This window comes from Bradyrhizobium sp. McL0616, assembly GCF_049993385.1.
Taxonomy (GTDB): domain Bacteria; phylum Pseudomonadota; class Alphaproteobacteria; order Rhizobiales; family Xanthobacteraceae; genus Bradyrhizobium.
In genome coordinates this window covers 6,312,687-6,326,261 of record NZ_CP188255.1, presented here as the reverse complement: position 1 = coordinate 6,326,261, position 13,575 = coordinate 6,312,687, and the positions used below count along the sequence as shown (strand labels likewise).

Here is a 13,575-nt window from a genome sequence, read left to right as displayed (position 1 = left end):
TCATGATGGCCACGCCGAACACGCCGCTGTGGGAAGTCTTCATTCGCAGCCGCAACGGGCTCGCGCACAAACATGTCGGCTCGCTGCATGCGAGCGATGCCACCATGGCGTTGCAGGCCGCCCGCGACATCTACACCCGCCGCGGCGAGGGCCTTTCGATCTGGGTCGTGCCGTCGACTGCGATTACCGCGAGCGATCCCGCCGAGAAAGGCATGATGTTCGAGCCGGCGGAGTCGAAGATCTACCGGCATCCGACGTTCTATGAGGTGCCGGACGAAGTGGGGCACATGTGATGGCGATCGCCAACATCCAGGTCTCGGAAACGCCCTTGGTGCTCTATGCGCTGCGCCGCGCCGACGACGCCCTGATCCTCGGTCACCGGCTGTCGGAATGGTGCGGGCATGCGCCGATGCTGGAAGAGGACATGGCGCTCTCCAACATCGCGCTCGACCTCATTGGTCAGGCGCGCGAGCTCTATACCTACGCGGCCAAGGTCGAAGGCAAAAGCAACGACGAAGACAAGCTGGCTTACCTGCGCGATGTGCGGCAGTACCGCAATCTGCTCCTGGTCGAGCAACCGAACGGCGACTTTGCCCAGACCCTGGTGCGGCAGTTCTTCTATTCCGCCTTCGCCGATCTCTATTGGCGCACGATGATGAATTCGCGCGACACGACGCTCGCGGCCATTGCCGCCAGGTCCGAGAAGGAGAGCGCCTACCATTTGCGCCATGCCTCGGAATGGATCATCCGGCTCGGCGATGGGACAGAAGAGAGCCACGCTCGCGTGCAAGCCGCGATCGATCATCTCTGGGCCTTCACTGGTGAGATGTTTGCCATCGATGACGGCGAGCGGGCTCTGATGCTTGCCGATATTGCCATCGATCCGGGGACCTTGCGCGGTCGCTGGCTGAAGACGCTCTCCGATGTCCTCAGCAAAGCCACGCTTGAGCTACCACAGAACGACTGGATGCAGCAGGGCGGCCGCATGGGCCGGCACAGCGAGCATCTCGGTCATCTCCTGTCGGAGCTGCAGTCGATACAGCGGAGCTTCCCGGGGCTGACATGGTGATCGTCCTCGATCGCGACACCGAGTTGCGCCGGCGCGCCTGGGACGCTGCGGCCAGCGTGGTCGACCCCGAAATTCCGGTGCTGACCATTGCTGATCTCGGCGTGCTGCGTGATGTCGTGCTCGACGGCGATCGGGTCGAAGTTGCGATCACCCCGACCTATTCGGGCTGCCCGGCCATGAACATGATCGCACTTGAAATCGAACTTGCGCTGGAACGCGCCGGCTTTCGCCAGCCGAAAGTCCGCACCGTGCTGTCGCCGGCCTGGACCACTGACTGGATGAGCGAGGAGGGCCGCCGCAAGCTGCGGGCCTATGGCATCGCACCGCCACAAGCCTCAAGCTCGCGCCGCGCACTGTTCGGCGCGCAGGCTGTGACATGCCCGCAATGCGGCTCCGACAACACCGAGCTTTTGTCCGAATTCGGCTCGACCTCCTGCAAGGCGCTGTGGCGCTGCAAGGCCTGCCGCGAACCTTTTGATTATTTCAAGTGTCATTGATCATGTCCGCAGCCGCACCGCGTTTCCATCGCCTGGCCGTCAGCGATCTTCGCCGCGAAGCGTCCGACGCCGTTTCGATGACCTTCGCCATCCCGCGCGAACTCGCCGATGACTATGCTTTCAACCCCGGTCAGTATCTCACGCTCCGCACCACGCTCGACGGTGAGGAGGTGCGGCGCTCCTATTCCATCTGCTCCGGCCCCGACGACGGCGAAATTCGTATCGCCGTGAAGAAGATCGACGGAGGCGCGTTCTCCAGCTGGGCGGCGGACGAGCTGAAATGCGGCGATGAGCTCGAGGTGATGACCCCGACGGGGCGCTTCGGCGTGGTCCCGTCGGCCGATGCGGGGCGTATCCATGTTGGCTTTGCTGCCGGCTCAGGCATCACGCCGATCCTGTCGATCGTGAAGGGCGTGTTGGCGCGCGAGCCCAATAGCTCTTTCTTCCTGTTTTATGGCAATCGCGCCACCGACAACATCATGTTCCTCGAGGCGCTGGAGGAGCTGAAGGACCGCTTCATCGATCGCCTCTCGATCTTCCACGTCATCTCGGGCGAGGAGCAGGACATCCCGATCCTGCATGGCCGGCTCGACGGTGAGAAGGTGAGGGTTCTGCTGCGCTCGCTGGTGCCGGCTGACAGTGTCGATCACGTCTTCGTCTGCGGGCCCCTTGGCATGAGCGAGGAAATCGAGGCGACCTGCCGAGATCTCGGGATCGCTGACGAGCGCATCCATGTCGAACGCTTCGTCTCCGAATTCGGCGGCAAGCCGCGACCGAAGAAGATCGTTGCTCCCGACGCGCCACCAAAAGCGATTGCCTCCCTGATCATCGACGGCAAGCGCCGCGACGTGCCGGTCGCCGAGGACGAGGCGATCCTCGATGCCGCGCTGCGCGCCGGCGTCGATCTGCCGTTCGCTTGCAAGGGCGGCATGTGCTCGACCTGCCGCGCCAAGCTGGTCGAGGGCGTGGCGCCAATGGACATCAACTACTCGCTGGAGCCTTGGGAATTAAAGGCCGGCTTCGTTCTAACCTGCCAGGCCAAGCCGTCGTCGGAGCGGGTCGTGGTCGACTACGACCACGTTTGACAGTTTTGGCCAACCAGCAGAACATCATGGGTCAAAATTCAACCCGGAGGAGCGCGTGAACGTCAAAGCCGCCTTGTCGCCTGAGGATGTCGCCCGCGCCTGCGCCGATGCGATGTGGGCGGAAGACGATGCTTCCAAGGGCCTCGGCATGGAGATTGTCGAAATTGGCCCGGGCTTCGCGACACTGGCAATGACGGTGCGGCCGGACATGGTCAATGGCCAGCGCATCGCCCATGGCGGCTTCATCTTCACGCTTGCCGATTCCGCCTTCGCGTTCGCCTGCAACTCGCACAACGATCGTGTCGTGGCAGCGCAAGGCCAGATCACCTTCATCAAGCCGGGCAAGCTCGGCGATCGTCTCGTTGCGAAGGCAAGAGAGGTCATCCGTGGCGGCCGGTCCGGCATCTACGACGTGCGCGTGACCGCCGGCGACATCGTCATCGCCGAATTCCGGGGGCATTCGCGTGTCATTCCCGGAACGTGGCTGCCGACGCAGAATCAATAAAGAAAAGAACGAACCAATGTGGGGAAACGAGGATGGCTTCAACGAAGCTGAAGGAAGGCGGCCAGATCTATAAGGCCGAGCTGGATGCGCATGAGCGCGCATCGCGCGATGAGATCAAGGCGTTGCAGACGCAGCGGCTCGCCTGGTCGCTGAAGCATGCCTACGACAACGTCGCGCATTATCGCAAGGCCTTCGACAAGGCCGGGGTGCACCCGTCCGAATTTCGCGAGCTCTCCGATCTCGCGAAATTTCCGTTTACGGTGAAGACAGACCTCCGCGACAATTATCCCTTCAACATGTTCGCCGTGCCGCGCGAAAAGCTGGTGCGCGTACATGCGTCCTCCGGAACGACCGGCAAGCCGATCGTCGTGGGTTATACTCAGCGTGACATCGACACCTGGTCGGACGTGATGGCGCGCTCGATCCGCGCCGCCGGCGGCCGCACCGGCATGATCATTCACAATGCCTATGGTTATGGCCTCTTCACGGGTGGTCTCGGCGTGCACTACGGCGCTGAAAAGCTTGGCTGCACGGTGGTGCCGATCTCCGGCGGTATGACGGAGCGGCAAGTACAGCTTATCAACGATTTCAGGCCCGACATCATCACGGTGACGCCGAGCTACATGCTGGCGATTCTGGACGAATTCAAGCGCCAGAAGCTAGACCCGCGCCAATGCTCACTCAAGGTCGGCATCTTCGGTGCCGAGCCCTGGACCAACGCCATGCGCGGCGAGATCGAGGACGCCTTCGACATGGACGCGACCGACATCTATGGGCTTTCCGAGGTGATCGGGCCCGGCGTCGCGCAGGAATGCATCGAGACCAAGGACGGCCTGCACATCTGGGAGGATCACTTTTATCCCGAAGTGATTGATCCCGAGACCGGCGCAGTGCTGCCCGACGGCGAGAAGGGCGAACTGGTCTTCACCTCGCTCACCAAGGAAGCCTTCCCGGTGATCCGCTATCGCACCCGCGATTTGACGCGGCTGTTGCCGGGCACGGCGCGCCCCGGGATGCGACGAATGGAGAAGGTCACCGGACGCTCGGACGACATGATCATCCTGCGCGGTGTCAACCTGTTTCCGACCCAGATCGAGGAGGTGCTGCTCGCAACTGACTGGTGCGGCGGCCACTTCATCCTGGAACTGACCCGCGAGGGCCGCATGGACGAGTTGACCATCATCGCCGAGGCGCGCCCCGAGAGCTGGGACGGCCGTGGCCTCGTCGACCACGCCGATCGGATATCGACCCACATCAAGAACACGATCGGCATCAGCTCCAATGTGCGGGTGGTCGCGCCCGCCACGCTGGAACGCTCGCTCGGCAAGGCCAGGCGGCTCTACGACAAGCGGCCGAAGGATTGACTTGACCACCCGTAGGGGTGACAACGCCACGAGAAATCGTGGGTCTTTTTCATGTCATTAGTCGATCCCAAAGCCGTCCAGGCGCGTTGCGTTCGCCTCAATGCCAAGGCCGAAAACGCGGCTGCGATTGCGCCAGTTGTCGAGCGCCATGCGCTCACGCGCGGTCGGACTGATCTCGTGATCGAGGTGAAGGCGGCCGCCGTCAATCCGTCCGACGTCAAGGCCGCGACCGGGCTGATGCCCTATGCCGTCTTCCCGCGCACGCCGGGTCGCGACTATGCCGGCGTGGTGATTGACGGGCCGGCCGGCACGGTCGGCCGTGAAGTGTTCGGCTCTTCCGGTGACCTCGGCATTCGTCGCGACGGGACGCACGCAACCCATCTCGTGGTGGAAGCCGATGCAGTGGTGGAGAAGCCGAAGGCCGTGTCCTGGGAGGAGGCCGCCGGAATCGGCGTGCCCTTCGTCACCGCTATGGAAGGTTTTCGCCGCGCCGGCCTGCCGAAGAGCGGCGAGACCGTTCTGGTGTTCGGCGTCAACGGCAAGGTCGGTCAGGCCGCGGTGCAGATCGCGACCTGGCAGGGCGCGCGCGTCATCGGCGTGGTGCGCAAGGCCGAGTTCTATGAAGGCCACAGCAACGCGCCCGTCGAGGTGATCGATGCGTCCGTTACCGACGTCGCAGCGCGCGTGCGCGAAGTGACCGGCGGCAAAGGTGCTGACATCGTTTTCAATACCGTCGGCGATCCCTATTTCCAGGCCGCGCACAAGTCGCTCGGCTTGCGCGGCCGTCAGATCCTGATCGCCGCGATCGACCGCATCGTGCAGTTCAACATTCTCGAATTCTACCGGGGGCAGCACACCTATGTCGGCATCGACACGCTCGGCCTGTCGTCGGCCGCGACGGGCGCGGTGCTGCGCGACCTAGGCCCCGGCTTTACAAGTGGTCACCTGAAGCCGTTCCCGATCAAGGCGAATGCCGTCTATCCGCTGGAGCGCGCCAAGGAAGCGTATGACGCGGTGGCCGGCTCCTCGCGGGATCGCGTGATCCTGAAGCCGTAGTCATGGAGTCGTCCGCCCAACTCGTCATCCTTGCCGGCCTTGCCATCGGGCTCGTTTACGGCGCAGTCGGACTGCTCAGCGGCTTCTGTCTGATGAGCAGCATGCGCGGCTTCGTGGCGGAGGGCGACGGCCGTCTGGTGCGGACGTATGCGCTCGCAATCGCCGCTGCGATTGCCGCGAGCCAGTTCCTCGCCGGCAATGGCGTGGTCGATCTCGGCAGATCGATCTATCTGCAGCAGTCATTTTCGGCTCCGGTGCTGTTCCTCGGTGGTCTGCTGTTCGGCTACGGCATGGTGCTGTCGAACGGCTGCGGCTCGCGCGCGCTGGTGCTGCTCGGTCGCGGCAATCTCCGTTCGTTCGTCGTCGTGATCGTGCTCGCGATCGCCGCGCAGATGACGCTCAAGGGCCTGATTGCACCGGCCCGCGTCGCACTGGTTCAGGCCACGCAAGCCACGGTCTCCGCCAACTCGTTCCCGTCGCTGCTGGCGACGTTCGGCCTCGGCGAGGGCATTTCGCGGGTGCTGGCTTCCGCCGCGATCGCCGTTGCGCTGATCCTGTTTGCTTTCGCGCACCCGGCGTTCCGGCGTTCGCCGGGCCAGATCGTGGCGGGTATCGTCGTCGGGCTCCTCGTTGCCGGCGGCTGGTTCGTCACCGGCTATCTCGGCGCCGATGATTTCAATCCGGTTCCCGTGACGTCGCTGACCTTCATCGCGCCGATCGCCGATGCACTGCAATACGCCATGCTCTCGACCGGCCTGACGCTGAACTTCGGCATCGCCACGGTTGGCGGCGTCTTCGCAGGTAGCCTGGTTACGGCGCTCGCGACGGGCCGCTTTCATCTCGAAGGCTATTCCTCGCCGCGCCACATGCTGCGCTCGGCCAGCGGTGCCGCGCTGATGGGGATCGGCGGCGTGATGGCGTTCGGCTGCTCGATCGGGCAGGGGCTCACGGGCGTGTCGACGCTCGCGCTGGGCTCGTTCATTGCGGTTGCCGGCATTCTGCTCGGCACGACGGTGGGCCTGCGCGGAAGCCTGCGCGTTCAGCCGCTTGCGGTGGCCTGACGGCGCAGCAGCCGATCGCCCAGCGTCGCAAGACCAATGCCGGTGACGATCAGCGCGGCGGCGATGGCGAGGCTCATGTCGATGGGCTCACCTAGCAGGATCGCCGCGCTGGCGATGCCGACGAGCGGCGTCCCGGTGGTGCCGAGCGAGGTTGTCAGGGCCGAGATGCTCTTGTTGACCATCGACATCGCCCAATAGGCCAGCGCCGTTCCGATTAGCCCCGAATACAGGAACAGCAGCACGAGTTTCCATGACCACTCCGCGTGCGGCAGGCCATCTACGACCATCGCCAATCCAGTCAGCACGATCGTTGCTACGAGCACCTGCCAGATCAGAAGCTGAAGGGGCGACGCGATCCAACGATGCGCGCGGATATAAATGATACTCGCGGCCCAGGAGATCGCGGCCAGGATGACCATGCCGGCGCCGAGCACGACGCTGGTGTTGGTCCAGTCGATCGATGCGGGATTCAGGATCACGGCAAGGCCGATCAGCCCGAGCAGGGCGCCGGCGAGTTTTGGCGCGGTCAGCGTATCCTTCCCGAGCAGGGGCGCGGCGATCGCGATCCAGAGCGGTGTGGTGTAGCCGAGCACGATTGCCTTGCTCGCGGGCAGAAAGCGCACACCGGCCGCAACCAGGACCGAGAACACCGTCATGTGCAGTAGCGCCACGCTCAGGACCACAGGAATGTCGCGCCGCTCCGGGATCACCAGATTGTTGCTCGGTCCGAGGATCACGAACAATCCAGCCAGCGCGATCCAGCTCCGGATCGCCGATGTCCACAGTGGCGGAAGGAACTGGACAAGCTGCTTCGTCACCGACCAGTTCACGCCCCAGGCCAGCACGACGATGAGGAACAGGCCGACGGCGGTGCGGGGAGACAGGGAAGAGTTCATTGCAAGGTCCTTGAAGCATTCCGATCCCGTGGATAGCATCCGGACTGGCACCTGAAAAAGTGCCAGATTAGAAAGGAATGAGGTGCCAGTTTCCGAGGCGGTGCTTTCCGCACAAATCGAGCTGAAGCGATCGAGCGGAGAGGGGCTCGTGGCTCAGTTGACGAGCCAGCTCAGGGCCCTGATCGCGAGCGGCCGCCTGGGCAAGGGCCGCGCCCTGCCATCGAGCCGCCAGCTTGCGAGCGATCTCGGCGTCTCCCGCAACACCGTTACCTATGCCTTCGAGCAGCTCGCGGCGGAAGGCTATCTCGCGATGTCGCATGGGCGACGTCCGGTGGTGATGGTCGACGGCGGCAAAGGCATCGAGGAGATCGGTGTGGCCGCGTCGCGTCTTCGGTCCGGCAAGCCGCGGCTCTCTCCCTGGGCGTCAAAGCTCAAGCAGAGCGACTGGCCGATGTCATATCAGGCGCCGCTAAAGCCGTTGCGTCCGGGGCATGGTGATTTCAGGGAGTTTCCGAACGAAATCTGGGCGCGGTGCCTGCGCCGCAGTGCCATGCATGCGGCCAGGCGTGAGCTCGGTCCGGTCAACCGCACGCGCCTCTGCGAGGCGCTGGCGCACTATCTCGCAACCAGCAGAGGGGTGCGCGCCACGGCGGATCAGATCCTGATCCTGCCCAGCGCACAGGCCGCGCTGACCTTGATCGCGGCGTCGCTCATTACGCCCGGCGACGAGGTCTGGGTCGAGGACCCCGGCTATCCCGGCGCCGCGGCTGCGTTCCGTGCCTCCGGTGCGCGCGTGACCGGCGTGAAGCTGGACGAGCAGGGTATGCAGCGGGTGCCCGGAATGGCCGCACCAAAACTCGTCTTCATGACGCCATCGCATCAGCATCCGACCGGGCGGCTGATGTCGCTGGCGCGACGCACCCAATTTCTTGCGCTCAGCAGGCCCGGCAAGACCTGGATCGTGGAGGACGATTACGACGGCGAATTCCACTACGACAGCCGGCCGGTGCCGGCCTTGCAGGGATTGGACGCTCATGGCCGTGTGTTCTATGTCGGGACGTTCTCGAAGGCGATGACCTCGGATATCCGGCTCGGCTATCTCGTCGTGCCTCTGGCGTTGATCGGCACCCTGGAGATCGCGCAGCGGCACATCGGGCTGATTGCGTCGAGCCATGTCCAGGAAGCGCTGGCCGAGTTCATTGCCGATGGGTATTTCCTGGCGCATCTGCGCCGGGTGCGCCGGCTCTATCACGCGCGTCGCGATCATCTCGTCGAGGGACTGGAGCGCCATCTCGGCGAGGTGCTCACGGCCGAAGTGCCCTCGGGCGGCATCCAGCTCGTCGCGCGGCTCAAGCGCGGTCGCACTGATCACGTGGCGGTCAAGCGGCTTGGCGAAGCGGGCGTTGTGACGCGAGCCCTATCCAGCCTGGCGCTTGGCCGGCCGCGCGATCACGGTCTGCTGCTCGGCTTTGCGGCCTGGCGCGAGAACGAGATCGGTGCGGCCGTGCGGACGATGGCGTCATGCTTCTAGAGCGGTCGCGCTAGCCCACGGCCTTTGTCACGATGCGGATCTCCGAAGTGAGCGTCCGGTGCACCGGGCACTTGTCCGCGATCTCCATCAGCTTCTTGCGCTGCTCGGCGTCGAGCGTGCCGTCCATCGCGATGTCGCGCTCGATCTGGTCGAGCATGCCGTCCCGCGTTTCGCACTCCTCGCAGTCCTTGGCGTAGATCTTGGAATGCTTCAGCGTGACGGTGACGCGATCGAGCGGCAGCGATTTGCGGTCGGCATAGAGGCGCATGGTCATTGAGGTGCAGGCGCCGAGGCCGGCGAGCAGGAAATCATAGGGCCCGGGACCGGCATCCTCGCCGCCGGCGGCGACCGGCTCGTCTGCGACGAGACGATGCGGGCCGACCGTAATGATCTGGTTGAACTTGCTCTTGCGGGTTTCCCGTACGACGACAAGACGCGGCGCTTCGGAGGTGTCTGCCGCCTTCATCGGTCCTGCGACTTCGACGTAGCGGATCGCCCACGCCGCGATTACGTCGGCCGCATAGAGCGCGTCGGCCTGCTTGCTCAGGAGATGATCGGCATGGTCGAGCGAGACGAAGCTCTTGGGATGCCTGGCCGCAACGAAGATTTTCGTCGCATTGTCGATGCCGACGGTGTCGTCGACCGGCGAATGCATTACCAGCAGGGCCTTATGGAGACCGGTGACGTCCTTCATCAGCTCGTGCTCGACGATGTCGTCGAGGAATTCGCGCTTGATCCGGAACGGCCGTCCTGCGAGCGAGACTTCGACTTCGCCCTGCGCGCGGATCTTGTCGATCTGTTCTTTGAACAGTCCGGTGACGTGAGCGGGGTCGGACGGTGCCGCGATGGTCGCGACCGCCTTGGCCTCTGGAATCATTCCGGCCGCGGCGAGGATCGCGGCGCCGCCGAGGCTGTGGCCGATCAGAATCGACGGTGCCTTGCGGGTCGCGCGCAGATGATCAGCCGCGTGCACGAGATCGGCGACATTGGATGAGAACGTCGAATTGGCGAACTCGCCTTCACTTGAGCCAAGCCCGGTGAAGTCGAAACGCAGCACCGCGATGCCTCTGGCTGCAAGTGCGACCGAGATACGCTTGGCGGCCAGCGTGTCCTTGCCACAGGTAAAGCAGTGCGCGAACAGCGCGTAGGCCGCGGGCTCGCCATCGGGCAGCTCGAGCGCGGCTGCGAGCTGATGGCCGCCTTCGCCGGTGAATTCAAAGCGTTCCGTCGGCATGAGCGTCCCCCGTCCTTGTTGGAATCCTAGTCGCCGGAGTAGCGCTGCTCGGCCCAGGGATCACCGCGGTTATGATAGCCGCGAACTTCCCAAAAGCCCGGCGCGTCCTCGGTCACGAACTCGATGGCCTGGAGCCATTTGGCGCTCTTCCAGAAATACAGATGCGGCACGACCAGCCGCACCGGGCCGCCGTGCTCGTCCGTCAGCGGGTTGCCCGACCAGCTATGGGCGAGCAGTGCGTCCTCGGCGGCAAAGTCTTCAAGCGCGAGGTTGGTGGTGTAGCCATCAAAGGAATGAAGCACCACGAAGCGCGCGTCGTCGTGGGGCCGGCAGGCCGCGAGCAGCTCGCGTGTCGCGAGGCCTTCCCACTTGTTGTCGTAGCGCGACCAGGTGGTGACGCAGTGGATGTCGGAGGTGAACTGTGCCTGCTTCTGCGCGGCGAACTCCGCATAGGTCCAGAATACGGGGTTCTCGATCGCGCCATAGACGTCGAGCCGCCAGCGCTCGCGCGACACCGGCGGCACGACGCCGAGATCGAGCACGGGCCAATCCCTGGTGAGGTGCTGGCCGGGCGGCAGCCGCTGATCCTCGGGGCGAGTAACCTTGCCCGTCAGGAAGCGGCCTTCGCGAGCCCACTTCTCCTTTGTGCGCGTCAGCTTGCTGTCGGGCGGCTCGTGGTCGTCTGCCATCGGCTACTCGTGGCGATGCATCGCGGAGGCATGCTTGGTATCGCGCATCGTGGTATAGATGATCAGCGACAAGCAGATCACGCCGCTGAGGTAGAAGTAGAACCATTCCTCATGCCCGATACTCTTGAAATAGAGCGCGATTGCCGGCGCGGTGCCGCCGAAGATCGAGACCGTGATTGCGTAGGGCAGGCCGACACCGAGCGCGCGGACATTGGTCGGGAACAGCTCGGCCTTCACCACCGCGTTGATCGAGGTGTAGCCGGCGACGAACAGCCAGGCGCAGCAGATCAGGATGAACGCCATGAAGGGCGACTTGGTCTCCTTCAGCGTCATCAGGAGCGGCACGGTCGCGAGCGTACCGGCGACGCCGAAGAAGATCAGCAGCGGCTTGCGCCCGATCTTGTCGGAGATCGCGCCATAGATTGGTTGCAGGATGGTCGCGAAGATCAGCGTGCCGAAGATCACGAAAGTGGTCTGGTCCTCGGTCAGCCCGACCGAGAGTTTTACAAACGTCTGCATGTAGGTGGTGAAGGTGTAGAATGCCGCGGTGCCGCCCGCGGTCAGGCCGACCACCAGCAGCAGCTCGCGCGGATATTTCAGCAAGTTCGTGATCGAGCCGGTCGGCTGCACGATCTTCTTGGCTTCCTCGAAGGCTTCGGTCTCTTGCAGGTTGCGCCGCATCACCGCGGCGAAGATCGCGAGCGCCGCGCCGATCGCGAACGGGATGCGCCAGCCCCAGGCCCTCAGCTCCTCGGGTGTCAGGAAGACCTTTTGCAGAAGCAGCAGCACGATGATCGCGGTGAGCTGGCCACCGATCAGGGTGACGTACTGGAAGCTCGAATAGAAGCCGCGATGCTTGGGGGCGGCGACTTCGCTGAGGTAAGTGGCGCTGGCGCCATATTCACCGCCGAGGCTCAGGCCCTCGATGACGCGGGCGAGCGCCAGAATCACCGGCGCCGCGAAGCCGATCGTGGCATAGGTCGGCGTCAGCGCGATAATCAGCGAGCCGAAGCACATGAAGACGACCGACAGCGTCAGCGAGATGCGTCGGCCGTAATGATCGGCGATATAGCCGAACAACCATCCGCCCAGCGGGCGCATCAGGAAGGTCGCCGCGAACACCACGGCGACGTTCAATTGCTGGACCACGGGGTCGCTGCCGGGGAAGAAGGCAGGGGCGAAGTACAGCGCAAACGCCGTATAGGCGTAAAAGTCGTACCATTCGACGAGATTGCCGATCGAGCCGATGAAGATCGCCTTGATCCGCCGCTCGGCATCGGCGACGTCAAAACGCTCGGAGGCCGAGTTAATTGCTTGCACTGTCACGTCCGGCTCCCCAGGAATTTGATATCTGGGTGCCTACATCGCCTTTCCAAGCAGAAATGGCAACTGGCGGGGTCCCCGGACCGTGCCTTGTGACCATGTCACGGTGCCTGCCGGGTCGAGCCGGAAGTCCGGAATCCGTTTCAGCCATTCCTCCAGCGCGACCTGCATCTCCATCCGGGCCAGGTTGGAACCGACGCAGCGATGGATACCGAGCCCGAAGGCGGCATGCCGGTTCTCCCGCCGGTCGATCACGACCTTGTCGGCGTCCGGAAACATCTTTGGGTCGCGGTTTGCGGCCGGGAACGACAGCAGCACCATGTTGCCCGCCTTGACCGGGCAGCCCGAGATCGTGGTCTCCTTGACCACCTCGCGCGCCATCGTCACCGGTGAGTAGGCGCGCAGCAGCTCCTCCACGGCAGTCGGGATCAACGCCGGCTCGGCGATCAGGCGCTCGCGATCGGCCGGCGTCCGGGCGAGATGCCAGAGCGAGGCGCCGATCGCGCTCCAGGTGGTGTCGATGCCGGCAATCAGGAGCAGGCGCAGCGAGCCCAGCACATGCGATTCCTCCAGCGGTTGGCCTTCCTTGTCCTTGGCATTCATCAAATAGGAAATGAGATCGTTGGTTGGCTTCTTCTTACGCTCCTCGATATGCGTCCTGAAATAGTCGCTCATCTCGTGCACGGCCTTGAGCAGCATCGTCTCGTCCTTGATGCCGAGCTCCAGGATCATGTGAATCCAGTTGATGAAGAGATCGCTGTCAGTTTCGGGAATTCCGAGCATGTGGGCGATCGCGCGCACCGGGATGTATTTGCCGTAGCGCGCCGCGGCGTCCACCTTGCCGTCGGCGATGAAGCCGTCGATCAGCTCATTGCAGATCGCGCGCATCCGAGGCTCGAGCTTCTTCATCGCATCCGGCGTGAAGGGCGGAAGCAGCAATTGCTTGGCCGGCTTGTGCACGGGCGGATCGGAGGTGATCGGCGGTGCGGCGTTCCTGGAAATTTCGGGCCGGACATCGCGGACGATGATGCGGCGTGACGAAAAATGCTCGGAGTCGTTGGCGATCTCCCGTACCGCCTCATAGGTCGTCGGCATGTAGCAGCCGAGGAAGCGTTCGGTGTGCACGACCGGGCTCGCCGCGCGCAACTGGTCCCAGATCGGGAAGGGATCGTCCGTCCATTGCGGATCGGTGTGGTCGAAATCATTGACCCAGTCGGTCACAGGCGGATGGGCGGCAGGCTGGCTGACGTCGGACATAGCAGGGA

General features: G+C 64.0%; 14 protein-coding genes. 9 read left to right on the top strand and 5 right to left on the bottom strand.

Features of this window, described 5'->3' with window-relative positions:
* The first annotated feature begins 5 nt into the window (after nucleotides 1-5).
* The 8 genes from paaB to ACPPVR_RS30545 are packed head-to-tail and all read left to right on the top strand — an operon-like array spanning nucleotide 6 to nucleotide 6,637.
* A complete protein-coding gene (paaB, locus tag ACPPVR_RS30580) occupies nucleotides 6-293 on the top strand; it encodes a 1,2-phenylacetyl-CoA epoxidase subunit PaaB (RefSeq protein WP_080136639.1) in 288 nt (95 codons plus the stop codon).
* Nucleotides 293-1,069 carry a 1,2-phenylacetyl-CoA epoxidase subunit PaaC gene (gene paaC, locus ACPPVR_RS30575; protein WP_426610266.1) on the top strand — a complete coding sequence of 259 codons (777 nt, stop codon included), beginning with the start codon at nucleotides 293-295 and terminating at the stop codon, nucleotides 1,067-1,069. The genes paaB and paaC overlap by 1 nt, the downstream gene beginning before the upstream one ends.
* On the top strand, nucleotides 1,063-1,566 hold the full coding sequence (paaD, locus tag ACPPVR_RS30570; RefSeq protein WP_426610265.1) for a 1,2-phenylacetyl-CoA epoxidase subunit PaaD: 504 nt from the start codon (nucleotides 1,063-1,065) through the stop codon (nucleotides 1,564-1,566). The genes paaC and paaD overlap by 7 nt, the downstream gene beginning before the upstream one ends.
* 2 nt (nucleotides 1,567-1,568) lie before the next feature.
* Complete coding sequence (gene paaE / locus ACPPVR_RS30565; RefSeq protein ID WP_426610264.1) at nucleotides 1,569-2,651, top strand: 1,2-phenylacetyl-CoA epoxidase subunit PaaE; 1,083 nt, start codon at nucleotides 1,569-1,571, stop codon at nucleotides 2,649-2,651.
* 55 nt (nucleotides 2,652-2,706) lie between these two features.
* The gene (gene paaI / locus ACPPVR_RS30560) at nucleotides 2,707-3,156 is read left to right on the top strand and encodes a hydroxyphenylacetyl-CoA thioesterase PaaI (protein WP_426610263.1); all 450 of its coding nucleotides are present in this window, start codon (nucleotides 2,707-2,709) and stop codon (nucleotides 3,154-3,156) included.
* Between the two features lie 32 nt (nucleotides 3,157-3,188).
* Entirely contained in the window at nucleotides 3,189-4,520 is a 1,332-nt protein-coding gene (gene paaK / locus ACPPVR_RS30555; RefSeq protein WP_426610262.1) for a phenylacetate--CoA ligase PaaK, read from the top strand.
* Nucleotides 4,521-4,571: 51 nt separating this feature from the next.
* Nucleotides 4,572-5,576, top strand: a complete 1,005-nt coding sequence (locus tag ACPPVR_RS30550; RefSeq protein WP_426610261.1) for a quinone oxidoreductase family protein — start codon at nucleotides 4,572-4,574, stop codon at nucleotides 5,574-5,576.
* A gap of 2 nt (nucleotides 5,577-5,578) precedes the next feature.
* Nucleotides 5,579-6,637, top strand: a complete 1,059-nt coding sequence (locus ACPPVR_RS30545; RefSeq protein ID WP_426610260.1) for a YeeE/YedE family protein — start codon at nucleotides 5,579-5,581, stop codon at nucleotides 6,635-6,637.
* Here ACPPVR_RS30545 and ACPPVR_RS30540 read toward each other — a convergent pair.
* Entirely contained in the window at nucleotides 6,616-7,533 is a 918-nt protein-coding gene (locus tag ACPPVR_RS30540; RefSeq protein WP_426610259.1) for a DMT family transporter, read from the bottom strand. The genes ACPPVR_RS30545 and ACPPVR_RS30540 overlap by 22 nt on opposite strands.
* 82 nt (nucleotides 7,534-7,615) lie before the next feature.
* On the opposite strand from ACPPVR_RS30540, the gene ACPPVR_RS30535 reads away from it, so the two are divergent.
* The gene (locus ACPPVR_RS30535) at nucleotides 7,616-9,064 is read left to right on the top strand and encodes a PLP-dependent aminotransferase family protein (protein ID WP_426610258.1); all 1,449 of its coding nucleotides are present in this window, start codon (nucleotides 7,616-7,618) and stop codon (nucleotides 9,062-9,064) included.
* Nucleotides 9,065-9,074: 10 nt separating this feature from the next.
* On the opposite strand, the gene ACPPVR_RS30530 is transcribed toward ACPPVR_RS30535, so the two are convergent.
* The 4 genes from ACPPVR_RS30530 to ACPPVR_RS30515 are packed head-to-tail and all read right to left on the bottom strand — an operon-like array spanning nucleotide 9,075 to nucleotide 13,567.
* Entirely contained in the window at nucleotides 9,075-10,298 is a 1,224-nt protein-coding gene (locus ACPPVR_RS30530) for an alpha/beta fold hydrolase (protein WP_426610257.1), read from the bottom strand.
* Nucleotides 10,299-10,324: 26 nt separating this feature from the next.
* A complete protein-coding gene (locus ACPPVR_RS30525) occupies nucleotides 10,325-10,987 on the bottom strand; it encodes a sulfite oxidase-like oxidoreductase (RefSeq protein WP_426610256.1) in 663 nt (220 codons plus the stop codon).
* Nucleotides 10,988-10,990: 3 nt separating this feature from the next.
* Complete coding sequence (locus ACPPVR_RS30520; RefSeq protein ID WP_426610255.1) at nucleotides 10,991-12,313, bottom strand: MFS transporter; 1,323 nt, start codon at nucleotides 12,311-12,313, stop codon at nucleotides 10,991-10,993.
* A 33-nt stretch (nucleotides 12,314-12,346) separates the two neighbouring features.
* Complete coding sequence (locus ACPPVR_RS30515; RefSeq protein ID WP_426610254.1) at nucleotides 12,347-13,567, bottom strand: cytochrome P450; 1,221 nt, start codon at nucleotides 13,565-13,567, stop codon at nucleotides 12,347-12,349.
* Nucleotides 13,568-13,575 lie beyond the last annotated feature (8 nt).

Coding starts and splice junctions, on each gene's coding strand:
- ACPPVR_RS30540 (WP_426610259.1), bottom strand. CDS start 7,533: ATGAACTCTTCCCTGTCTCCCCGCACCGCCGTCGGCCTGTTCCTCATC.
- paaC (WP_426610266.1), top strand. CDS start 293: ATGGCGATCGCCAACATCCAGGTCTCGGAAACGCCCTTGGTGCTCTAT.
- paaE (WP_426610264.1), top strand. CDS start 1,569: ATGTCCGCAGCCGCACCGCGTTTCCATCGCCTGGCCGTCAGCGATCTT.
- paaK (WP_426610262.1), top strand. CDS start 3,189: ATGGCTTCAACGAAGCTGAAGGAAGGCGGCCAGATCTATAAGGCCGAG.
- ACPPVR_RS30550 (WP_426610261.1), top strand. CDS start 4,572: ATGTCATTAGTCGATCCCAAAGCCGTCCAGGCGCGTTGCGTTCGCCTC.
- ACPPVR_RS30525 (WP_426610256.1), bottom strand. CDS start 10,987: ATGGCAGACGACCACGAGCCGCCCGACAGCAAGCTGACGCGCACAAAG.
- paaB (WP_080136639.1), top strand. CDS start 6: ATGGCCACGCCGAACACGCCGCTGTGGGAAGTCTTCATTCGCAGCCGC.
- ACPPVR_RS30515 (WP_426610254.1), bottom strand. CDS start 13,567: ATGTCCGACGTCAGCCAGCCTGCCGCCCATCCGCCTGTGACCGACTGG.
- ACPPVR_RS30545 (WP_426610260.1), top strand. CDS start 5,579: ATGGAGTCGTCCGCCCAACTCGTCATCCTTGCCGGCCTTGCCATCGGG.
- ACPPVR_RS30530 (WP_426610257.1), bottom strand. CDS start 10,298: ATGCCGACGGAACGCTTTGAATTCACCGGCGAAGGCGGCCATCAGCTC.
- paaD (WP_426610265.1), top strand. CDS start 1,063: ATGGTGATCGTCCTCGATCGCGACACCGAGTTGCGCCGGCGCGCCTGG.